This is a genomic window from Sphingorhabdus sp. (genome assembly GCF_046596595.1).
GTDB lineage: Bacteria > Pseudomonadota > Alphaproteobacteria > Sphingomonadales > Sphingomonadaceae > Sphingorhabdus_B.
Genome location: NZ_JBKJMB010000129.1, coordinates 1 through 22272, shown reverse-complemented (window position 1 = coordinate 22272; position 22272 = coordinate 1). Strand labels below are relative to the sequence as shown.

Sequence of the window (22272 nt, the reverse complement as noted above, 5' to 3'; positions counted from 1 at the left end):
CCAGCCGCTTCGCCCGCGCCCTTGCTCAAGCCAAGCCCGAAATATTTACGGCGAACATCCGCAAGGCCGAACGCAAGGGCCGGATATTCAACGATTGGCTGCGCAACCAGCGCGGCGCTACCGCAGTGCAGCCATGGACCGTGCGGGCCCGCGAAGGCGCGCCTGTCGCAATGCCCATCATGTGGGACGAACTGCCGGACATCAAGAGCGCTTCAACTTATTCGCTGACCGACATTGATGCCATAGTTGCACGGGCTGGATCTGCAGGTCTCCGCAAGTGGGCGACGAAGAAACAAAAGCTTCCTTCAGCGTAGATTATTGCGAAGCTTCAACGCTGGGCGGGGCGATTGCATCGATTTCAGCCTTTGCGTCCGCCTCGATCACTTTGGTCGCCTCTTCAGCCGCTTGCTCAATACTCAGCTTTTTCTCAGCTATCAATTCCTGCTGAGAGGCAGGAGCAGCCTCGCTATCGGCAGGAGGGGTTCCCGATGCCGCTGGCGTGTTATCGCACGCAGCAAGGGCAAACATTGCCATGAGCAAAAACACACGCTGAGTCACTGCGCGGGCTCAGGCTTTAACTCGCCTTCGTAATTCGCCACAAGCGCCAACGTCGCGGCCCAAGCAGCGACGTTTTGCCGCAATTCGGCCTTGTCAATCTTGTCCAACGTATCGTCTGGCGTGTGATGCAAATCGAAATATTTCGTACCGTCTTGCTGCAGATCAATTATGCCTAGTTTTTGCGCGGCTATGATCGCGCCGACATCTGCGCCGCCGCCTGCCAGTTCGCGGCGAGGCACAACGCCCAAGGGTGCAAGCGCGGCAACAATTTGCGCGCGCAATCCTGCAGCACTGGCGGGAAGACGAAAGTCAGCCGCCCAGACTTTGCCCGCGCCAAAATCGGATTCCATCGCCAAGGCATGGGGTTCGCCTGCGTGCTTTTCGCCATAATCACGCCCACCCCAGATGCCAACTTCTTCCGCGCCCGCCCACAAGAGCCGGACGGTCCGCTTGGGTTTGTCCATGGATTTTAGATGTAAGGCGGCAGCGCCGATGATGCCGCAACCAGCCGCATCATCAATTGCCCCGGTGCCGAGATCCCAGCTGTCCAAATGGCAAGCAATGACGATGATGGGCAATTTCGGGTTTGATCCCTTGACCTCTGCCAGCACGTTGCCGGATGTCTGCATGCCTATGTTTTGCGGGGTAAGTTTGAGTTTTATCCGCACCGGTTTGCCGCGCGCAATCATGCGCTCAAGATTTTCCGCGTCGGGAATTGACAAAGCACCAGCGGGAATTGGAGTAACGCCGGGGTCAAAATTGGTATTTCCGGTATGCGGGTTGCGGTGATGATCGGTGCCAATTGAGCGGATGACGATGGCAGCCGCGCCTTTTTTCGCCGCGATATTCGGACCGACAAAGCGGGCAGGGCCAAATGCGCCATAACTGCTGCCGTCCTGCGTGGCTTTCATGTTATGACTGACAAAGGCAATCTTGCCGTTCAAACTTCCGTCGGGTGCAGCACGCAATTCGTCGATTGTCGGGAAGTACACAATCTCCGCCTCAATTCCGGCGTCGCCAGTGCTGCCGCTATTGCCGAGCGCCGCAACGGCTAGTCTCTGTGGAAACGGGGAAATGGTCTCTGCCGTTTCTGCACCACGAACCCATGTCGGCATCTGATATTCTTCAACGCGTACATTATCAAAACCCAGGGCTTTTAACTTGGCGACCGCCCAAATACGAGCGCGGGCTTCGGCTTGGGTGCCGCCTTGTCTGGGGCCGATTTCTGTGGTGAGCCCCTCCACAATGCCATAGGCGACTTCGTCACCTTCCAGAGCCTTATCCCGTAAGGCAGCGACGCTATCTGTTTTAGGACCTGCAGGCGCAGCGGAAACGAGCGAGGGGGTTAAAAGCAGCGCTGAGGCTGCGGCGAACAGTTCGATGTTTTTCTTCATGGCGCGCAGGCTTAAACCCATCGTCCGGTTTTGCAATCCCACCTTGCGGGTAAACGTGCAGATAGCTAGGGAAGCGGCCAAATCAAAGTAATGCAACACAGGAAGCAATCCCCATGGCCGCCCAATATAGCTACGTAATGAAGGGAATGACAAAAACCTTCCCTGGCGCGAATAAGCCGGTCCTTAGTAATATCAATCTGCAGTTCTACCCGGACGCAAAGATCGGCATCGTTGGCCCTAACGGTACGGGTAAGTCGACCCTGATGAAAATCATGGCAGGCATGGACACCGAATTTACGGGTGAAGCATGGCCCGGCGAACATATTCGCGTTGGTTATCTGGCGCAGGAGCCCGAGCTTGACCCGAACAAGACGGTGCGGGAAAATGTGATGGATGGCGTCCGGCCCGTGGCCGACCTTGTTGACCGGTTTAACGAGATTTCCATGATCATGGGCGATCCACCCGAAGACGCCGATTTTGATGCGTTGATGGAAGAAATGGGCACGCTGCAGGAAAAGATCGATGCAGTCGATGGCTGGTCGCTCGACAGCCAGCTTGAACTTGCGATGGACGCGTTGCGTTGCCCTCCGGGTGACAGCCCGGTGACCAGCCTGTCCGGCGGTGAAAAGCGCCGGATTGCGTTGACTCGTCTGCTGCTTGAAAAGCCTGATATTCTGCTGCTCGATGAACCAACGAACCACTTGGACGCGGAATCGGTTGCGTGGTTGGAAAAGCATCTGGTCGATTACAAGGGGAACGTCATTCTCGTGACCCACGATCGTTACTTCCTCGATAATGTTGTCAGCTGGATCCTCGAACTCGATCGTGGCCGCTATTTTGTCTACGAGGGCAATTATTCGACTTATTTGGAAAAGAAGGGCAAACGTCTCGAGCAGGAATCACGCGAAGACGCTGGCCGCCAGAAAGCAATCAAGGACGAATTGGAATGGATCCGGCAAAGCCCGAAGGCACGGCAGACCAAGTCGAAGGCACGTATCAAATCCTTCGATCAGTTGGTCGAGGCACAGGAAAACCGCACGCCGGGCAAGGCGCAGATCGTCATTCAAATTCCCGAGCGACTTGGCAGCAAGGTGATTGAAGTCAAAAATGTCTCCAAGGCCTATGGCGACAAACTGCTGTTCGAAAATCTGTCTTTCACAATACCTCAGGGTGGGATTGTGGGGGTTATCGGACCGAACGGGGCAGGTAAGTCGACTTTATTTCGCCTTATCACCGGCCAGGAAGTCCCTGATTCAGGTGAAGTGGAAATTGGCGAAACCGTGAAGCTTGGTTTCGTTGACCAAAGCCGCGATGATCTTGATCCCAACAAAAACGTATGGGAAGAAATCTCGGGCGGCGCGGACTTTATGAAACTGGGCAAGCATGAAACGCCGACACGGGCGTATGTCGGTGCGTTCAACTTCAAGGGCACCGATCAACAGAAAAAGGTCGGCCTGCTGTCAGGCGGTGAACGCAACCGCGTGCATATGGCCAAGATGCTTAAAGAAGGCGGCAACGTGCTTCTGCTCGACGAGCCAACAAACGATCTCGACGTTGAAACGCTGTCGGCGCTTGAAGAAGCGCTTGAAAGCTTTGCTGGATGCGCGGTGGTCATAAGCCATGACCGCTTCTTCCTCGACCGTTTGGCCACGCACATTTTGGCATTCGAAGGCGACAGCCATGTGGAGTGGTTTGAAGGTAATTTCGAGTCTTACGAAGAAGACAAGATTGCCCGCCTCGGCGATGAGGCGACCCGTCCGCACCGTGCAACTTATAAGAAGATGACGCGTTGATGATGGCATGAAACGTACACTCCTCGTCATCAACAACAACAGCGGTAACGCCAGTTCAATTGACGGGGATGTACTAGCCGCAGCCCTTGAGGCGGGTGGGTTTCAGATTGCATGCCGGATTTCGTTGCCCGATGACAACCTGCCTCAGCGCGTTGAGGTTGAGGCACAGGGTTTTGACACCGTCGCCGTTTGCGCGGGCGATGGGACAGTTAGCACCCTTTGTTCCAAGCTTTCGGGTTGGCAAGGCGAAGTTCTGGTTTTACCCGGCGGGACTATGAACTTGCTGTCGCGGCGGCTGAATGGGGAGCATCTGTTACCTGAACTTCTCAAAATGCTGCCGAATATTTCCAGCCAGGCAATATCGGTCCCAGTAATAAAAACTGGCGAAACCGAAATTTTCACGGGTTTAACAGTCGGCCCCTCGACCCGTTGGGGCAAGGTGCGCGAGGGGATCCGGCAGGCCGATATTTCAAGTTTAAGCGAGACCGTGCCAGAGGCCTGGTCTGAAACGCTGGGTGATGAAGGCGTCTGGTTGGATGGCGCAAAGCGAGAGGCCTATTCTGGCATTTTTATAGAACCATTCGACGCACAAAATCTAAGCGTTATCGCATTTAAGGCCAACTCCCTCGGTGATATGGTCAACCATGGCCTTGCATGGCTAAGGCATGATTTTCGGGAAGGTCCGCGCGAAGAATTGGGTGTGATGCACAGCGTCACTGTTGTCGGCGATCATATCCAAACGGGTACATTGTTGGACGGCGAGTATCAGGAATGTATATTGCCACTGACTTGCAAGGCGGCGATGTCTTCTATTCGCTTTCTAAGGATTGCGGGATGACATTTTGGCGGGTTGCTATTCTGGGCGTTATCGCAATCATATCGCTTCCTGCTGCCGCATCACCGGATGGAACCTGGTCTGCCATCGAACCTACGGCGCTTGTGCAAATTGATGACGATATTGCCCGCAACCTGACGCGAGAGCGCTTTTTTGAAGGTGTAAAAATTAGCGAATACCGATTTTCCGAGAATGGCTTCGACTGGCACCTCATTCGCTTTAGTAGCGTTGATAAACCAGATGGGCCCAACTGGGTTGTGCCACATGATGACGAGAACGCTGCCTTTGACGCGATGATTGCAGCGATCCAAAAATATGGTGGTACGGGAATAGCAGTAAATTCGGGATCCGGCACTGAACGGCGGCAAACAGGTAATGGTGTTTGCGGTGTCAAAACAGTCCGCGTGACCAGCTGTGACCCTAATCGCAATTTTAGTGCCCAAGCACCCCTATTTGCCGCTGCTTTTGCAGATATCTTCAAACCGCTTCAACCTGTCGTGGCACTGCATACAAACAGCCATGGGTTTTCGGGCGACGGCGCAGGTGGGCGCGGGGACATAACGATTTATGATCGCGACGCTTTTGCGCTTGGTAAAATCAGAGCGCGAAAAAACGGACGACTTGCCGTTAATCCGGTGGCTGCAATGGCTAACCCCGACACGCTTGCTTTGTCCGCTTTTCTGGCACGGAGCGGCGGGCCGGTAGCAGCTGGCGCGGCCTGCGGTGCGTTAATGGCCCAGTCGGGGGTGCATTTTTGGCATGAGGCAGTGGGCAAAAGCGATGGCTCTCTGTCCAACTACCTCGCGTTAAACCGTCCGGACATCGCATATATGAATGCTGAAAGCCGTGCGGAAACTGACCTGGCTATGTCGGCCGCGCGTCACACCATAATGATTAAGGCATATCTCGAAAAATGTGCGGGATTATGGGACAAGCCAGCCACCCGTCCATGAATCTTTTGCCATATCAAAATGCCAGCGCGCGCGCCGGTGGCCCGCATTTGCCAGATAAAGCCATTCGATTGTGGTAACGTCGACGATCATCGCCGCAAAATTGGACCGATATTCTGCAAGCTGGTCTTCTTCGGGTTGCCTGCCTTCAATCCAGTCGGGCAAACCCGATGACGGTTTAATTGATGATGACCCCGGCGCTGCTTCAGCCATGTAGCATCGACGCGCAAATGGTGTGGAACTGTCCCATGCTGCGTCGGCAATGTCGCCCTCGAGCACCAAGCGGGCTTCACCTGAAAGCCTAATTTGAATCTTGGCAGGGTGGTCGTAGATTAACACGCTCGTAGCGTTTTTCTGTCGAAGCTGGTCCGCCTTTGCCGAGCGCGCGTCTGTATGAAATCGCAGGGTCCTGCTTTCGCGAGATACATCTCGCAAAACCATGATGCGCAATTGCGGCCCGCCTGTTTCATCCACCGTGCCGACTGCAGGCATATGAGCGGGGTTGTGTCGGTTGGTTACCCCGGCTTTGACAACGCTCCACGCTTCTTCAAAGCTTAATTCAATATCATCGTAATAAGCGGGCAAATTGTTTAACGCGGTCATTGTACCTCAAAAATGTCAGTCTGTTCATCCAGAACATAAAGATTGCCATCGGCAATACCGAAATATGCGCCGTGCAACTTCAACTGTTCGTTTTTTTCGCGCTCTGCAATAAAGGGAAAACTACGTAGGTTGGCTAGACTGACGCGAACAGCATCCAACTCCAGATCCCGCTGCGGGTCATCTGATGCGGATGCAACTATTCTGTCCCGGGCAGGGCGGATAATATCCACCCAACCGTCAATGAAACTGTGACCGTCATGTCCAAGATTGGCACCTTCTAACGATGCCTTGATTCCCCCGCACTGCGCATGCCCCAACACCACGATATGTCGCACTTCAAGGCCAAGTACACCAAATTCAATCGCCGCCGACACGCCGTGCAAGCCGCCTCCGGTTTCATAAGGTGGAACCAGGCTAGCGACGTTGCGTAACGCAAACACCTGACCTGGGGTTGTGTCAAAAACGGTAGCCGGATCAACCCGGCTATCGCTGCAAGAGATGATCATGATTGGCGGCGACTGTCCGTCGCTTGCCAATGCGTCGTATCGCGCCTTTTGTTTTACATAAGCATCTGATTTAAAGCGGCGATATCCGTCAACCAATACGCGAAATTCTGGCATTAAAAGCGATTTCCTCTGACAACTTGAACGTCCCCTACCGTCAACAGCATGCGATAGCTGTCCAGCAAAGGCGTCAATGCGTCTATTAACGCTGCTGTCTTCGTTTCAGATGCAATGGCGAGCAAAATTGTTTTGGCGCTAGCTCCTGTCACATCATCATCCTGCCATTCCCCCGTTCGACCGCCGCCGGAGTCGATATGGATCAGGCTCCACCCCGAAATATCGGCCATTTTCAGCTGGCTGATGATGCGGGGAACAAGCGGCGTGTCGACCAGAATTTCAATGCGTTTGCGCGTGACGGTTTGCACCATATTTCATCCTAATGCTTGGGCGAGGGCGGCGAAAATGCTGATGCCAAAGATGATGTTGAAAGGAAAGGTTACACCAAGTGACATGCTTAGATAAATGCCCGGATCGGCTTGGGGAAGGGCAAGGCGCATGGCTGCGGGGACCGCGATATAGGACGCACTTGCCGTCAGTATGCCGAGCGCTGCTGCCGATGCAACATCAAGCCCAATCAACGTCCCGGTGACGGTACCGATAGTGCCGTTGACCAAAGGCATGACGATGGCGAGGCTCACCAGCCGCAGCGTCATTTTGCGTGATTGCATGAGGCGACGTGCCGCGATCAGACCCATATCGAGCAGGAAAAGGCACAGAACCCCGCGGAATCCCGTATCAAATAATGGTTTGACCGGTGCAAACCCGTCGCTTCCTGCAATGGCGCCGATCACAAAGCTGCCGACCAATAACATAACCGACGCGTTGGTCAGTACCTCATGCCAAGGTGCCGGAATCTTGTCGTCATCACTGTTTCCATCCCGTTGGCCGGCCAACATCAGGCCTGTAATGATCGCTGGCGTTTCCATAAGCGCCAGAACTGCAACCATGTAGCCAGCAGGGGGCAGGCCTTGGCCGGTGAGTAATTCCACTGCCGTCACGAAAGTGACGACGCTGACCGATCCATAATGCGCCGCGACAGCGCCTGCGTCGACCTTTGACAATTTGCCGACACTACGCAGCATCGCGAACGCAAGCACCGGGAGCAGGAAGCTTAAAGCAAGGCCAGCCGAAGCAGCAATGACGACTTCGGAGGTGATACCGCTTTTGGATACCTCGACCCCGCCCTTTAAACCAATGGCGGCCATGAGATAGATGGACATCGCCTTGGCAAACGCTTCGGGGATACTGAGGTCGGATTTCACCGTCGCCGCAATAAACCCAAGAACGAAGAAAAGGATCACCGGAGATGTGAGTGTATCAACTATCATCGTGCCCCTCTTTGCTTATTTTGCAACCCATAGCAGGCAAGTTGCAGTTGGCAAGAAGGTGCTCCAGCGCTATTCGGGCTTTATGAACGCACCCATTGCCTTGCCAGAACGCCCAGCCAGAGAACGCAAGCCGGACTGGATTAGGGTAAAAGCGCCGACAGGTGCTGGCTTTAACGAGACACGCCGACTGATGCGTGATCTCAACCTGAATACCGTGTGCGAAGAAGCTGCTTGCCCGAACATCGGGGAATGCTGGACGAAGAAGCATGCCACGGTCATGATCCTTGGTGACGTGTGCACGCGTGCCTGTGCCTTTTGCAACGTCAAAACCGGCATGCCGCGTGCGGTCGACCCGCTTGAGCCCGAGCATGTTGCAATCGCCGCAGCAAAGATGGGTCTAGAGCATATTGTCATCACTTCTGTTGACCGCGATGATTTATCCGATGGCGGTGCAAGCCAGTTTGTGAAGGTCATTGAAGCGCTTCGTCGCAATACGCCGAATACCACGATTGAAATACTGACACCTGATTTTCGCAACAAGGCACAGGCCGCGATTGAATCAATCGTCACAGCGCGACCCGATGTCTACAACCATAATCTGGAGACTGTGCCGCGCTTGTATCCAACGATCCGGCCCGGCGCGCGTTATTATGCATCGTTGCGTTTGCTAGAGACCGTCAAGCGGCACGATCCCTCCATATTCACCAAATCGGGTGTGATGCTCGGGCTCGGTGAAGAACGGTTGGAAGTGCATCAGGTTATGGATGACATGCGCAGCGCCGACATTGATTTTCTCACCATGGGGCAGTATCTTCAGCCCACACCAAAGCACGCAAAGGTGATGGATTTCGTCACGCCTGCTGCATTTGACGCGTATGCGGCGATTGCGCGTGCAAAGGGCTTTTTATTAGTGGCGGCAAGTCCGCTGACGCGGTCAAGCTACCATGCGGGTGACGATTTTGCGAAAATGCGCGATTCACGTGCGGCGCAACTCGCCAAGGCCCGCTAGAGCAAAGCGAAAACATGCCGCACCATCACGAACGCCGCAGCCTGCCGCACTCGGCAGCGCAGATGTATGAGCTTGTGGCCGATGTAAAACGCTACCCCGAATTTTTGCCGTGGGTGAGCGCGATCCGCGTGCGCAAGGATGACGACACCGAGATGCTGGCCGACATGATTGTCGGTTTTAAATCGTTGCGCGAAACATTCAGCAGCAGGGTCGTCAAAACGCCCAAGACGTCGATCATTGTCGATTATCTTGATGGCCCGATGAAGCATTTACATAATGCATGGACATTTGAAGAAATTCCGGGCGGCGGATCGATTGTCGATTTCACGGTAGATTTTTCATTTCGCAACCGCGTGTTTGAGGCGCTGGCCGGACAGTTCTTCGATTCCGCGCTGCGCAAAATGACCACTGCGTTTATCGAACGCGCCGACTCGCTTTATGGCGTGGGCGGCAGGAGCAGTTCCAGCGCGTGAAGCGTCGCAAAGGCACGGATGTCGGCGCGGCTTTTGTCTTGTCCAAAAGCTTTCCGGTCACCGACAACGTCTTCGGGGTTCTGCCCCTTCATCGCGACGGCAAAGACAACTGTCCCAACGGGTTTGTTAGCGCTTCCGCCATCAGGTCCGGCAACACCACTGATGGCCACCGCAACGTCAGCGCCACTTCTTTTCAAAGCGCCCTGCGCCATCGCCCAAGCGACTGCCACGGAAACCGCGCCGAAGGTATCGATGATGTCCTCATTCACCCCAAGCATCTGCATCTTGGCTTCGTTGCTGTACGTTACAAATCCGTAGCCAAGAACTGCGCTGCTGCCGGGCACTTCGGTAATCGCCGCGGCCACCAGACCACCGGTGCAGCTTTCTGCAATGGCAACCATGCGGCCCGCTGCCTTGTTTTCGCTCACAACGCGCGCCGCCAGCTCGGCGATGTCGGTGGGTAATACAGAATCCATATTCAGATTTTCTCTAAAGTAGCGGTGGCTTGGGCAGCTATACCTTCGCCGCGGCCAGTGAAGCCCAGCATTTCGGTTGTTGTCGCCTTTACCGATATGCGGCGGACATCAACAGACATTATTTCCGCCAATCGCGCGCACATCTGTCCTTTAAAGGGACCAATTTTGGGTTGTTCGCAGATAATTGTGACATCCGCATTGGAAAGGTCAAATCCGTCCTCGCGCGCAAGCATCATGGCATGTGCAAGAAACCGGTCTGACGATGCACCGCGCCATTGCGGGTCGCTTGGCGGAAAATGGTCACCGATATCACCTTTGGCCATTGCCCCAAGGATAGCATCCGTCAGCGCATGCATGGCAACATCTGCATCACTATGGCCTGCAAGGCCCTTGTCATGAGGTATCTGCACGCCGCAAAGCCATAGTTCAGCCCCCGAAACCAGTCGGTGGACGTCAAATCCGTTCCCGCTTCTGAATGAAGGCATATGTGATCCTGCAAAATCATCTGAAAAAGTAAATTTATTGAGCGCTTCGGCCCCGGGCACAATGCGCACTTTGCCACCGTGCGCCATCAGCATACGTGCATCGTCGGACGGTTCTTCACCAGCCCAAGTTTGATGAGACTGGAAGATTTCCCGAAACGCAAAAGCCTGCGGCGTTTGAATGCGCCACAGATTTTCGCGGGCAACAGTTTCCGACAACTGGACATCACCACGCGAAAGGCTATCGACGACGGGTAATGCGGGAACGGCGCCCGGCGCGAGCAATAATGCGTCAAGCAAGTCATCGATGATCGCCGAGGGCAGAAAGGGCCGCGCAGCATCGTGGATAAGCACCTGATCCGCTCCCCCGTTTGCCGCGATTGCTTGAAGTCCAAGATGTACACTCTCACGCCGTGTCGCACCGCCCTGCACAAAAATCGCTGGTGGCAGCCCGTCAAGCACAGTGGTGGCCGCTTCATCCTGCCCTGCACCAATTGCGACATAAACCTGATCAATGGCTGGGTGCGCCGACAATGCCTTAAAACTGTGCCACAACATCGGCTTGCCGCGCAGCAGGCGGAATTGCTTTGGCTGTCCGCCGCCTGCACGGCTACCCGAGCCAGCGGCGACGATCAACGCAACGGTGTGTGGACGAGATGCCATGTGCGCGCTCTAGCGACAGCAGACTTGCCCGCCAAGCTGAAAGCGGGTAACGGCCTGCCTAAATTTTAGGCAGTATATGATGACGCAACTGAAACCTATTCACATCGGCAATATCGAGATTGATTGTCCTGTCATTTTGGCGCCGATGACTGGCGTTACCGACATGCCTTTTCGCAGGATTGTCCGCCAATTTGGTTCTGGCCTGAATGTCACCGAGATGATTGCCAGCCAAGCCATGATCCGCGAGACGCGACAGAGCATCCAGAAATGCGAATGGGACGCCATTGAAGAGCCCGTATCGATGCAGCTTGCCGGTTGCACACCGTATGAAATGGGCGAGGCGGCCAAGCTGAACGAGGATCGCGGCGCGGCCATTATTGACATCAACATGGGGTGTCCGGTCAAAAAAGTCGTGAACGGCGACGCGGGTTCCGCTCTCATGCGTGACTTGCCGTTGGCCGCCAGCTTGATTGAATCCACTGTGAAGGCGGTCTCTGTTCCGGTCACTGTCAAAATGCGTATGGGCTGGGATCACTCGAGCTTGAACGCGCCTGAATTGGCGCGGATAGCCGAGGATTTGGGCGCAAAAATGATTACCGTTCACGGACGCACGCGAAACCAGATGTACAAGGGATCTGCAGACTGGCGTTTTGTCCGCAAGGTTAAAGAAGCCGTGTCATTACCTGTAATTGTAAACGGCGATATCTGCTCCATTCAGGATGCGCATGACGCCTTGGCCCAAAGTGGCGCCGATGGCGTCATGGTCGGCCGGGGTGCCTATGGCAAACCTTGGCTATTGGGGCAAATGATGCACTGGTTCAAAACGGGGCAGACCATTGATGATCCTGGTATTGACACCCAATTTCATCTGATCATCGACCATTACCGTGCGATGTTGGACCATTATGGCAGCGAAGTCGGCGTACGGATCGCTCGTAAACATGTCGGTTGGTATACCAAGGGCTTGAACGGCTCTGCGGAATTTAGAAACTTTGTGAACCGCATTGACGACCCGATGACTGTCATCGCCGAACTAACGCGTTTTTATGAGCCCTTTCTCACCAGAACGGCTGCCTGATTCATGTCTCAATCGCTGCCTCGTCCGGATTATGGCCAGATGCTGGCGAGTATTGCGGTCCCGGTGCTGCTGATTTCTCCCGATCACAGCATTGCTTATGCCAATGACGCGAGCGAATCGTTTTTCGGTCGAAGCCGGCGGAAGCTGGAAGGTTATCAGGTCGATGACATTCTGGTTTTTGAAAGCGAGCGGATGAATGCCGCCCTGTTATCACCGGACAGCGATATATCCGCTCAGGATATGGAGCTGAAGACGTCCCAAGGAGCCATTACAGTCGATATAAGCCTGTCTGCGGTGTCGAAGGACCCGGATTGGCGAATTGCTATCATATCGCCCCGGAATGGCGGCAGGGAGCATATTGGGGATCAACGCGACAGCGGACAGCAACAGGCCATGGGCGCGCCTGCCATATTGGGGCATGAAATCAAAAATCCGTTGGCGGGTATAAAAGGCGCAGCGCAGTTGCTGGCACGGCAAGTCGATGAAAAAAGCGTGGCGTTGACGGATTTGATCGTCAATGAAGTCGACCGTATCGCGCGGTTGCTCGACCAGATGCAAAAACTTGGCCGTTCGGAGCCGCCAGAGCTTGCGCCCGCGAACATCCACTTGCTCATCGAACGCGCCATTCGCTCGCTTCGTGCTGCAAATCGGGCAATGCCGGAGATTTCAATTAATTATGACCCATCCTTGCCAGATGTTCTGATCGATGCAGACGGGATGGTTCAAGTTCTTATTAACCTGTTGCAGAATGCGGCCGATGCGCTTCAGGGTCGGTTGGATGGGGTAATCGGGATCTCCACGCGCTTTGTTATGAGCGGTGCGTTGCGTGACGCTGACGTCGACAGGCGGTCGATTAAATTGCCGGTCGAAATCGCAATATCCGATAATGGACCCGGCGTGCCCGAGCATATCGTTGACGAATTATTCTCGCCTTTTGTCACCACAAAGCGCGACGGGCAGGGACTTGGCCTCGCGATTGTCAGGAAACTCGTGCAACAAATGCACAGCAGAGTATTGTTCGAACGCGATCCGGTGCAAGCCATCACAACGTTCCGGCTTTTGTTGCCGGTCGCGTCCGGCAAGACCGTATTATGAAACCGCCCCGGGTTCTCATCGTCGAGGATGACGTGTCAATCGGCTTGGTGGTCAGCGCAGCGCTTGAGGCGGAAAATATCGAGACACAAATCTGCGATTCAGTGGCTGCACGCGACAATGTGCTCGCCAATGGTCAATTCGACCTGATGTTGACCGATGTTATGTTGAAGGACAGCGACGGCCTTGCGACTTTGAAAGAAGCGATGGCTAAGGCGCCAGATATGCCAGTCATCATCATGTCTGCGCAAAACACGCTCGAAACGGCCGTTCGAGCCAGCGAAATAGACGCATTTGAATATTTTCCGAAGCCGTTTGACCTTAACGACCTCGTCCTTGCGGTAAAGCAGGGCATCGAAAAACGGCGGTCTTCGGCGCAGGATCCGTTTGAGTCGATCACAGAAGCAAATTTACCCATGATCGGGCGCAGTGCCGCGATGCAGGATGTCTACCGAATGGTGGCGCGGCTTTTGCGAAATGACCTTTCGGTGCTGATTTCGGGTGAAAGCGGGACGGGCAAAGAGCTGGTCGCCGAGGCGATCCATAATCTTGGCCATCGCAAGACTGGCCCCTTTGTCGCAGTGAATATGGCGGCGATACCGAGCGAGCTGATTGAGGCTGAACTGTTCGGCCACGAGAAAGGCGCATTCACGGGCGCGGTGGGGCAATCGATTGGACGTTTCGAGCAAGCGCAGGGCGGCACTTTGTTTCTCGATGAAATCGGCGATATGCCAATGCATGCGCAAACGCGGTTATTGCGTGCGTTGCAAAGCGGCGTCATCAGCCGCATCGGTGGCAAGGCGAGCATTCGCCTTGATGTGCGCATCGTTGCGGCAACCAACCAGAATTTACCCGAATTGATAGAGAAGGGCGGCTTTCGCGAAGATCTATTCTATCGCCTTAATGTCGTTCCGATTGAAATGCCTCCCTTGCGGGATCGGACCGAAGACATCGGGATATTGGCGCAACATTTTCTCATGCTGGCTGCTAAAGACGGGTTGCCCGTGCGCAAAATTGACGACAACGCCGTCGGCCAGCTCATGGCGATGCCGTGGCGCGGCAATATTCGCGAGCTGAAAAACCTGATTTACCGGCTTGCACTGCTTTGCCGCGAAGACGTTATTACAGAAGCGACCATCATGCAGTTTGTTGAGCCGATTCCGGACTCCGATCTGCCCATTCAAGGTGCGAGCTTTGAGGCGGCGGTTGCTCAGTTCTTGCGCGATCATCGTCAACGCGGGCCGTCACGTGAAAAGTTATATCCCCGCGCTTTGGCACAATTTGAAATTCCGTTGCTTCAACATGTCATGCGGCAGGTCAAAGGCAACCAGCTCAAAGCAGCCGCCTTGCTTGGTATTAATCGCAACACATTGCGCAAAAAACTGACCGATTATGGGATCGGACCATCGGGCGGGCGATAGGTTGAAGCCTTAACACGATGTGTGGCAAATTCGCCGAGATTTTGTGCTTTTCAGGCAACGCAAGGAATGCCACAGTGTCTTTATGGCAACAATCGGACTGACGAAGGATACTGCACCACCGTCCGTAGTCCGTCGCCTGTTCGAATGGCTCGCGCACCTGCTGGGCAATAGCCAGTCCATAAAATTTCTCGAAATCGCCAGCGCATTGATGCTGATCGTTGCAGGCGTCATCACGGCAATGTTGTTGGTCGGGCAAGGGCCGCAATCTGAGCCGCTGGCACCTGCGGCCGCGGCAACAATGCTCGTCAGCAATCTGCTTCCCGCCACTTTACTTCTCGTGCTCTTTGGACGCCGGGTAGCTTTGAAGCGGGCGGAAAATAGCAATATCGGTAGTAAACAACTGCTTCATGTTCGGTTGGTGGCTATATTTTCCGCGATAACTGCGGTGCCGACGCTGCTGTTGGTTATATTTGCATCATTATTGTTTCAAAGCGGCGTTCAGTTCTGGTTCTCGGGCTCAGCACGCGGAATGCTCGAAAACGCTGGCGAACTTGCAAAGGGATATTATGACGAAAAAGTGCGTGATGTCGGGGCCGAGACGGTCACCATGGCGGGCGACATACGCTATATTTTGTCGCAAGTAAAAATCGACAGCTCCGAATTTCTGGAAATTGCTTACCCCCAGCAAGTGCTGAACCGCAAGTTGAGCGAGTCCGCTATCGTTACCATTGGCCCGAACGGGCAACAGAATACCGAAGCGGTGCTTGCCGAAAAGCCGCGCGGCGACTGGATTAGCGACGAGGCTTTGCGTAAGCTGGAGTCAGGCGAGAATTTCGTCGTGACGGTCAGCCCTAACAATATTGACGCCGTCGTCGTCCTATATGACCAACCCAGAACTTATTTATACGTAAGACGCGCAGAGACGGTTCCGTCCTTTGCACTGGGTGAACGCGCCCAATCTGTTCTCGATGACTATGATAAAATGGTTACGCGGTCGCGTGCGTTGCAGGTACAATTCAACATAGCACTTTATGTCGTATCCTTAATGATCATCGGGATTACGCTTTGGATTGCCCTGCGTGTCGCTGACCGATTGGTGCGTCCGGTCAACAACCTTGTCGACGCCGCGCAGAAGATTGCCGATGGCGACCTTTCTGCCCGCGTGAGCGTAGACCAGTTTAGAGATGACGAGGTCGGATTTCTGTCTCAGTCGTTCAACCGCATGACCGAGCGCCTGCAGGAACAGACTGGAGTTCTGCTGGCCACAAACCATCAACTGGGGGAGCGCCGCCTGTTTATTGAGGCGGTTCTGGAATCGGTTTCGGCAGGGGTGGTATCCGTTGATGGCAACGGAGTCGTTCAACTGGCAAATTCGACTGCGGAAAAACTGCTTAAAAACAAATGGGACACGATCGTCGGGCAAAAATTCGCACTGGTTGCGCCGGCACTTGCCAGTCTGGCGAGCGAAAGTCCTCGCGGCGTGGTCCAACTTGGTGATGGGCCCGAACCATTGACTGTCGCCGTTACGGTATCACGGCGCGAGCAGGGCAATGTAGTTACCTTTGAAGATATCAGCCAGCAGCTTGCGGACCAACGGCGTGCGGCATGGTCGGATGTTGCCCGCCGCATTGCACATGAGATCAAAAATCCATTGACCCCCATTCAATTGGCTGCGGAACGTCTACAGCGCCGGTTCGGCAAGAACATCCCGCAGGATCAGGCAATTTTTGCGCAGCTGACCAGTACGATTGTCCGGCAGGTTGGAGATTTGCGCAACATTGTTGACGAATTTTCATCCTTCGCGCGCATGCCAAAGCCATTGTTCCGCGCGGAAAATGTGCATGATATCGTTGGCCATGCGGTTTTCCTGTTCGAGGTTGCACATCCGGACATCACCTTCAATTATACACAGCATGGGCAACTGCCGACGCTCACAGCTGATCGCAGACAGTTGGGGCAGGCGATAACCAATATTCTTAAAAATGCGGTCGAATCCATTGAAGAGAAAAGAAAATCTTTTCCGTTCGACGGTATGATCGTGGTTGATTTAATGATGCAGGACAAAAACCTTATAATTCGGATCGCTGATAATGGCATTGGCCTGCCACCGGACCGTCAGCGTATCATGGAGCCATATATCACCAACCGCGCAACCGGCTCCGGACTTGGATTGGCGATAGTGAAAAAGATTATCGAAGAACATTTTGGTGAAATTTTGCTGTCCGACAATGAACCCGTGGGCGCAATTGTAACCCTGAAATTTGACCCCGCATTCGTGGCATCAAGGGTGGGGAAAGTGAAATCTTCCTCGAATCTTTCCAATTCAGATGAGGTAATGGGCTAGTTATGGCACTCGACATACTTATCGTAGACGACGAACAAGATATCAGGGATTTGGTCGCTGGTGTTTTGGATGACGAGGGGTATGGGACCCGGACAGCAGCCTCTGCCGATGAGGCATTGGCAGCGCTTGACGAGCGCTTGCCTTCGTTAATTTTGTTGGATGTCTGGCTTCGCGGATCGTCGATGGATGGCATCGAACTGCTGCGCGCCATAAAAATCCGTGATCCGCAAATTCCCGTCATTGTCTTTTCGGGACACGGAAATATTGACACTGCGGTGGCGGCCATTGGCCAAGGTGCGGCAGACTTTATCGAAAAACCCTTTGAAGCAAGCAAGCTGCTTCATCTTGTTTCGAAAGCAACCGAAACAGAACGCTTGCGCGCCGAGAATGCCGCATTAAAGGCGCGGGTAGGGCATTCCGAGGAATTGACCGGGTCATCGGCGTCGATCAACGCCGTACGCGCAACGCTGAAGAAAGTCGCGGGAACAGGAAGCCGGATGCTCATTACTGGCCCCGCTGGTGTCGGCAAAGAGGTTGCGGCCCGGTTGCTGCATAGCTGGAGCCCAAGGGCAGGGTCAGCATTTGTTTCAGTCAGTGCTGCGCGCTTGTCGCCGGAACGGTTTGACGAGGAATTGTTCGGTATCGAACAGGATGGCCGACTGGTTCAGGCCGGAATGCTGGAAAAGGCGCATGGCGGAACGCTGTTTCTGGATGAAGTGGCCGACATGCCATGGACAACACAGGGCAAAATCTTGCGCGTTCTCACTGATCAGAGCTTTGTCAGGGTGGGCGGTGACCGTCAAATTCGGGTGGACGTCCGATTTGTATCGGCAACAGCGCGCGATCTGGCTGTTGAAATATCGGAGGGCAGGTTCCGAGAAGATCTTTTCTACCGGCTAAACGTCGTTCCAGTCGAAATCCCGCCCTTGTCCGGGCGGCGCGAGGATATTCCCGATCTTGCCAATCATTATGCTGCCCGTTTTGCCTCCGAACACCGCATTTCGCCGCCATATTTTTCGGCCGACGCCATGGCGGCGCTTCAAGCGTGCGAATGGCCTGGCAATGTCCGTCAGTTGCGTAACATCATTGAACGGACGATCATATTGGCACCTGCAGACGGGATCGCCACCATCGAAGCCGACATGCTGCCATCGGAGATTATTAACAGCTATGAGGGCGCTGAGCATAATGTGACGTCGCTGATGGGCGCACCGTTACGCGAGGCACGTGAGGCCTTTGAACGCGAATATCTACAAGTCCAGATTAAGCGATTTTCCGGAAATATTTCTAAAACGGCGGCCTTTGTCGGCATGGAGCGATCTGCTCTGCACCGAAAACTTAAACTGCTCGGTATCTCCGTGCGCAAAAACGCCATGGGGTTTAGCGACGAGGGTGACACGTGACCGCAATTGCGAAGTACACGTGATTAGTGTAAGGTCGTTTATGTTTAGATATCAGGCTGTTTGATGGGCGTTCAGTCGGGCTAAGCTTAACAATAAATATAAACGGATAATTACAATGACTGAAAAAAATAACGGGCTTCAAGACCTTTTTCTGAACTCCCTCAGAAAGTCGAAGACACCAGTTACCATGTTTTTGGTTAAAGGTGTCAAACTTCAAGGTGTTGTAACGTGGTTTGACAATTTTTCGGTGCTGTTGCGCCGCGACGGCATGTCGCAACTTGTTTATAAGCATTCTATCTCGACAATTATGCCTTCAACATCGCCAGATCGCGCGATGTTTGACGAAATGATGTCGCGCACCACACACCGTGTAGGTATGCTGCAAGATGTGTTTCTGCACGCGATGTGCGACAAAAGCGAACCAGTGACTACTTTTTTGGTCAACGGCGTCATGTTGCAGGGGACAATAGCAGCTTACGATCTTTTTTCGGTCATGCTGGAACGAGATGGCACGACGCAGCTTGTATACAAGCATGCCATATCTACCATTCAACCAGCGCATCCGGTTAATCTCGCGGAATATAATCAATCCGTCGACGAGAGCGATATTTGAGCGGGTTTGAACGCAGCGAGACCGACGAGTTCGCGCGCGGAGCGCGTGCCGTGGTCGTTTACCCTGAATTGCCGGGACGGGCATCTGTGGGCCCGGAATCGCGGCTCGCCGAAGCTGAGGGACTTGCACTAGCAATTGGCCTGAACGTCGTGCGCAAAAAGCATTATCGTGTGCGTTCGCCTCGCGCCGTGACGCTGCTTGGCGGCGGGCAGGTGGAAGAAATTGCCGAAATGGGCCGCGAGCTTGAAGCGGATCTGCTTATCGTAGACGCGTCACTTACCGCAATTCAGCAGCGCAATCTTGAGGAGCGTACCGGGCTCAAGACAATTGACCGCACGGGTTTGATCCTTGAAATTTTCGGCGAACGTGCCGCCACTGCCGAGGGACGGTTGCAAGTTGAACTTGCGCACCTCGATTATCAGGCAGGCCGCTTGGTCCGAAGCTGGACTCACCTTGAACGCCAGCGCGGCGGTTTTGGCTTTTTGGGCGGCCCTGGCGAAACACAGATTGAAGCCGACCGGCGCATGATACGTGATCGGATGGCGCGGCTTCGACGCGAGCTCGAGGAAGTCAAACGAACGCGATCCTTGCACCGTGCGCGCCGGAAACGCGCGCCCTGGCCAGTCATTGCGCTCGTAGGATATACCAATGCGGGCAAGTCAACTTTGTTTAACCGGCTGACGCGGGCGACCGTGTTAGCGGAAGATATGCTGTTTGCCACGCTTGACCCGACGATGCGGCAAATTTCGCTGCCTGGTGTCGAAAAGGCAATTTTGTCGGACACCGTTGGCTTTGTTTCCGATCTGCCAACGCAGTTGATCGCGGCGTTCCGAGCTACTTTGGAAGAAGTCATATCGGCGGATATCATTGTCCATGTGCGGGATATTTCACACACTGAAAGCGATGCGCAGAAAGACGACGTGCTTCAAATACTGCGCGATCTTGGCGTGCTTGATGATACGCAAGCCGGGCATCAGCCGCAGATGGTTGAAATTTGGAATAAGCTGGATTTGCTTGAGCAAGAACGCCGCGACAAATTGTCGAACCTGGCGGCGCGCAACGATAACATCCTGATGATTTCGGCGGAGACCGGTGAGGGCATCGACGCGCTAAAAGCGCATCTTTCCGCGTTGATAGCCAAGGGAAATGATGTGCGCACGGTCAAGCTAAGAGCCGACGACGGCGCGGCATTGGCATGGCTCCACGGCCGCGGAACGATCACGCAGCAGGCTTTGGACGGCGACGTCGTGTCAGTGGACGTATCACTTAGCCGGCAATTATGGGGTCAGTTCGAAAAACAGTTCGATCAAGTGGACGCGTGATCAGAGATTTTCTTTGGCTTTGGCCTGTCGCCAGAGATCTTCTTTGGAGTCCAGTGACAGCGCAGCAAACGTATCGCCAGCAGAAGCTTCCATATCCCGAAAGCGCCGTTCAAATTTGGCACTTGCAGCCTTGAGCGCATGTTCGGCGTCGACATCGTGAAAACGCGCAAAGTTCACTACAGCGAATAAGAGGTCACCGATTTCTTCAGCTACCTGTTCAGTTGAAGTCGCGGTTTCAACTTCGTGTAATTCTTCAATTATCTTGTCGCGCGCACCCGACTGATCGGGCCAATCGAAACCCGTGCGCGCGGCACGTTTCTGTATTTTCTGGGCACGCAGCAATGCGGGTAGGGCAAGAGCAACACCGGCCAAGGCGCTATTGTCCGCAGCACTGCTTCGCTCCTTAGCCTTAATCGCCTCCCAATTGTCGGGCACGGCATCGGATGGGATGACGGCGCTTTGAAAGACATGTGGGTGGCGCCGGATCATTTTATCGCAAATGCCGTCGATAACGTCTTGCAGGGTAAATCGCCCAAGTTCGGTCGCCATCTGGCTGTGGAAAACAACCTGAAGCAGCAGATCGCCAAGTTCATCTTTCAGTGCATCTAGATCATCACGTTCAATCGCATCGGCAACTTCATATGCTTCCTCAATTGTATAAGGCGCGATCGTTGAAAAATTCTGCTCCAAATCCCAGGGGCAGCCAGTGTCTGGATCACGAAGCCGCCGCATAATGTCCGCAAGGGGGGTGATATCCGAGTGCATCTGTTAAGTCACCTCAATAAGTTCGATAATATATATTATGTTAAGTAGAATATGCTATCAGCTGTTGCTGTACATTTAGTCCGGCGAACGGTCACGGCTGCAAAACCATCATATTGGCCTCGACCTTCCAACTTTGCATATTGTCTAGAAAGTTCATTCCCAGAACGTTGGTGTCGCCAAAATTCTCGGAAACAACGACCTGATGATCGGTAATGACATGCGGTCCGACTCTTAGTGACTTTACCAACCCACGGTTTGCTGCGACGCGGCCGTTGGCAGTGCTGAGGATTACGGGATAACCGTTCGCATCAATTTGCACCCCGGTTTCAGCAGCCGTGGTCGCGTTTATGGCCGTAAATGAAGCGCCGCTGTCGATCATGAAGCGCACTGGATTGCCGTTGACCTCAACCTGCAGCCAATAATGGCCATCATCTTGACGACGAAGTTCGATGGCGTCGCCGCTGACGTTTTGTCCGGCTGTACCTGAAACGTCGGCTTTGATACGTTCCCAAATGCTCATGAATTCATAGCGGAAGCTGAAAACCGCGAATAATGCTGCAAATATAGCAACCCATGCCAACCCGGCCTTCGCGAGATAGCCCAGCGGCAAGCGGCGCGCAGCGAGCGAGCTAATCAACAATGCAAGACAAACTACGCCCCAGATGAGCGATGGTCCGTCTTCCATGATATTCATCGCTTTGCCTTTGAGAACAAACGATAGAAATTGTCTGAAGTCTGCTGGGCGAATACTTCATCAGTCACGCCCCGCAATTGTGCAACAAACCGTGCGGTGTCTGCAACAAAGGCGGGCTCGCCTGTTTTTCCACGATGCGGAATGGGTGCCAAAAAAGGAGAATCCGTTTCCACCAGAAGTCGATCCTCAGGAAGCCATTTTGCGACCTCTTGAATGTCCTTCGCGTTTTTAAACGTCACGATACCCGACAGCGAAATATACAGGCCAAGGTCCAAAGCTGTTTGCGCGAAGTCTGCGCTTGCTGTAAAGCAATGAATAACTCCCGGAAAAGCGCCCTCTTCCATCTCTTCAGTCAAGATCGCAGCGGTATCAGCCTCTGCATCGCGGGTGTGAATGATGATGGGTAATCCAGT

The 22272-nt window shown here is 54.0% G+C and carries 23 protein-coding genes and 1 pseudogene; 13 read left to right on the top strand and 11 right to left on the bottom strand.

Annotation, left to right across the window (positions count from 1 at the left end; all coding sequences use genetic code 11):
- Window positions 1-314 (top strand): annotated as a pseudogene (locus ACLL9E_RS13160) (ATP-dependent DNA ligase); the annotation flags it as partial.
- Window position 315: 1 nt separating this feature from the next.
- On the opposite strand, the gene ACLL9E_RS13155 reads toward ACLL9E_RS13160, so the two are convergent.
- On the bottom strand, window positions 316-534 hold the full coding sequence (locus ACLL9E_RS13155) for a hypothetical protein (RefSeq protein WP_411292193.1): 219 nt from the start codon (window positions 532-534) through the stop codon (window positions 316-318).
- Window positions 535-554: 20 nt separating this feature from the next.
- Window positions 555-1952 (bottom strand): M28 family peptidase, encoded by a 1398-nt coding sequence (locus tag ACLL9E_RS13150; protein WP_411292192.1) that lies wholly within the window; start codon window positions 1950-1952, stop codon window positions 555-557.
- A 113-nt stretch (window positions 1953-2065) separates the two neighbouring features.
- Here ACLL9E_RS13150 and ettA point away from each other — a divergent pair, with 113 nt between their 5' ends.
- From ettA to ACLL9E_RS13135, 3 genes are read left to right on the top strand one after another with little or no spacing between them, the layout of a single operon-like run.
- Window positions 2066-3745, top strand: a complete 1680-nt coding sequence (ettA, locus tag ACLL9E_RS13145) for an energy-dependent translational throttle protein EttA (RefSeq protein ID WP_411292191.1) — start codon at window positions 2066-2068, stop codon at window positions 3743-3745.
- A gap of 7 nt (window positions 3746-3752) precedes the next feature.
- Window positions 3753-4583 (top strand): diacylglycerol/lipid kinase family protein, encoded by an 831-nt coding sequence (locus tag ACLL9E_RS13140; protein WP_411292190.1) that lies wholly within the window; start codon window positions 3753-3755, stop codon window positions 4581-4583.
- Window positions 4580-5533 carry a hypothetical protein gene (locus tag ACLL9E_RS13135; protein ID WP_411292189.1) on the top strand — a complete coding sequence of 318 codons (954 nt, stop codon included), beginning with the start codon at window positions 4580-4582 and terminating at the stop codon, window positions 5531-5533. The genes ACLL9E_RS13140 and ACLL9E_RS13135 overlap by 4 nt, the downstream gene beginning before the upstream one ends.
- Here the strand turns inward: ACLL9E_RS13135 and ACLL9E_RS13130 are convergent.
- Genes ACLL9E_RS13130 through ACLL9E_RS13115 form a run of 4 tightly spaced genes read right to left on the bottom strand, consistent with a single transcriptional unit; the run spans window position 5504 to window position 8024 of the window.
- On the bottom strand, window positions 5504-6133 hold the full coding sequence (locus ACLL9E_RS13130) for a pyridoxamine 5'-phosphate oxidase family protein (RefSeq protein WP_411292188.1): 630 nt from the start codon (window positions 6131-6133) through the stop codon (window positions 5504-5506). The genes ACLL9E_RS13135 and ACLL9E_RS13130 overlap by 30 nt on opposite strands.
- Window positions 6130-6753, bottom strand: a complete 624-nt coding sequence (locus tag ACLL9E_RS13125) for a carbonic anhydrase (protein ID WP_411292187.1) — start codon at window positions 6751-6753, stop codon at window positions 6130-6132. The genes ACLL9E_RS13130 and ACLL9E_RS13125 overlap by 4 nt, the downstream gene beginning before the upstream one ends.
- Entirely contained in the window at window positions 6753-7064 is a 312-nt protein-coding gene (locus tag ACLL9E_RS13120; protein WP_411292186.1) for a P-II family nitrogen regulator, read from the bottom strand. Before ACLL9E_RS13120 ends, ACLL9E_RS13125 begins: the two co-directional genes overlap by 1 nt.
- Window positions 7065-7067: 3 nt before the next feature.
- Window positions 7068-8024 (bottom strand): sodium-dependent bicarbonate transport family permease, encoded by a 957-nt coding sequence (locus ACLL9E_RS13115; protein ID WP_411292185.1) that lies wholly within the window; start codon window positions 8022-8024, stop codon window positions 7068-7070.
- 82 nt (window positions 8025-8106) lie between these two features.
- Here ACLL9E_RS13115 and lipA point away from each other — a divergent pair, with 82 nt between their 5' ends.
- Together lipA and ACLL9E_RS13105 are read left to right on the top strand one after the other, a co-directional pair.
- Window positions 8107-9033, top strand: a complete 927-nt coding sequence (gene lipA / locus ACLL9E_RS13110; protein WP_411292195.1) for a lipoyl synthase — start codon at window positions 8107-8109, stop codon at window positions 9031-9033.
- A 14-nt stretch (window positions 9034-9047) separates the two neighbouring features.
- A complete protein-coding gene (locus ACLL9E_RS13105) occupies window positions 9048-9506 on the top strand; it encodes a type II toxin-antitoxin system RatA family toxin (protein ID WP_411292184.1) in 459 nt (152 codons plus the stop codon).
- Here ACLL9E_RS13105 and ACLL9E_RS13100 read toward each other — a convergent pair.
- Window positions 9470-9982, bottom strand: coding sequence for a CinA family protein (locus ACLL9E_RS13100; protein ID WP_411292183.1), 513 nt, complete (start codon window positions 9980-9982; stop codon window positions 9470-9472). The genes ACLL9E_RS13105 and ACLL9E_RS13100 overlap by 37 nt on opposite strands.
- Window positions 9983-9984: 2 nt before the next feature.
- A complete protein-coding gene (locus ACLL9E_RS13095; protein ID WP_411292182.1) occupies window positions 9985-11127 on the bottom strand; it encodes a bifunctional 2-C-methyl-D-erythritol 4-phosphate cytidylyltransferase/2-C-methyl-D-erythritol 2,4-cyclodiphosphate synthase in 1143 nt (380 codons plus the stop codon).
- A 79-nt stretch (window positions 11128-11206) separates the two neighbouring features.
- Between ACLL9E_RS13095 and dusB the strand changes: the two genes are divergently transcribed.
- The 7 genes from dusB (at window position 11207) to hflX (ending at window position 20400) form a co-directional block, all read left to right on the top strand.
- Window positions 11207-12205 carry a tRNA dihydrouridine synthase DusB gene (gene dusB, locus ACLL9E_RS13090; protein WP_411292194.1) on the top strand — a complete coding sequence of 333 codons (999 nt, stop codon included), beginning with the start codon at window positions 11207-11209 and terminating at the stop codon, window positions 12203-12205.
- Window positions 12206-12208: 3 nt separating this feature from the next.
- The gene (locus tag ACLL9E_RS13085; RefSeq protein WP_411292181.1) at window positions 12209-13300 is read left to right on the top strand and encodes a two-component system sensor histidine kinase NtrB; all 1092 of its coding nucleotides are present in this window, start codon (window positions 12209-12211) and stop codon (window positions 13298-13300) included.
- Window positions 13297-14718, top strand: coding sequence for a sigma 54-interacting transcriptional regulator (locus ACLL9E_RS13080; RefSeq protein WP_411292180.1), 1422 nt, complete (start codon window positions 13297-13299; stop codon window positions 14716-14718). Before ACLL9E_RS13085 ends, ACLL9E_RS13080 begins: the two co-directional genes overlap by 4 nt.
- Window positions 14719-14800: 82 nt before the next feature.
- Entirely contained in the window at window positions 14801-17062 is a 2262-nt protein-coding gene (locus ACLL9E_RS13075) for an ATP-binding protein (RefSeq protein WP_411292179.1), read from the top strand.
- 2 nt (window positions 17063-17064) lie between these two features.
- A complete protein-coding gene (locus ACLL9E_RS13070) occupies window positions 17065-18465 on the top strand; it encodes a sigma-54-dependent transcriptional regulator (RefSeq protein WP_411292178.1) in 1401 nt (466 codons plus the stop codon).
- Window positions 18466-18580: 115 nt separating this feature from the next.
- On the top strand, window positions 18581-19078 hold the full coding sequence (hfq, locus tag ACLL9E_RS13065; RefSeq protein WP_411292177.1) for an RNA chaperone Hfq: 498 nt from the start codon (window positions 18581-18583) through the stop codon (window positions 19076-19078).
- Complete coding sequence (gene hflX, locus ACLL9E_RS13060; protein WP_411292176.1) at window positions 19075-20400, top strand: GTPase HflX; 1326 nt, start codon at window positions 19075-19077, stop codon at window positions 20398-20400. The genes hfq and hflX overlap by 4 nt, the downstream gene beginning before the upstream one ends.
- Here the strand turns inward: hflX and mazG are convergent, their stop codons facing one another.
- The 3 genes from mazG to ACLL9E_RS13045 all read right to left on the bottom strand — a co-directional run.
- Window positions 20401-21165 (bottom strand): nucleoside triphosphate pyrophosphohydrolase, encoded by a 765-nt coding sequence (mazG, locus tag ACLL9E_RS13055; protein WP_411292175.1) that lies wholly within the window; start codon window positions 21163-21165, stop codon window positions 20401-20403.
- A 91-nt stretch (window positions 21166-21256) separates the two neighbouring features.
- Window positions 21257-21859: a TIGR02281 family clan AA aspartic protease gene (locus tag ACLL9E_RS13050; RefSeq protein ID WP_411292174.1), complete on the bottom strand. Its 603-nt coding sequence runs from the start codon at window positions 21857-21859 to the stop codon at window positions 21257-21259.
- Window positions 21856-22272 (bottom strand): TatD family hydrolase (locus ACLL9E_RS13045; RefSeq protein WP_411292173.1); only part of this gene is annotated, 417 nt, incomplete at its 5' end. The genes ACLL9E_RS13050 and ACLL9E_RS13045, both read right to left, overlap by 4 nt.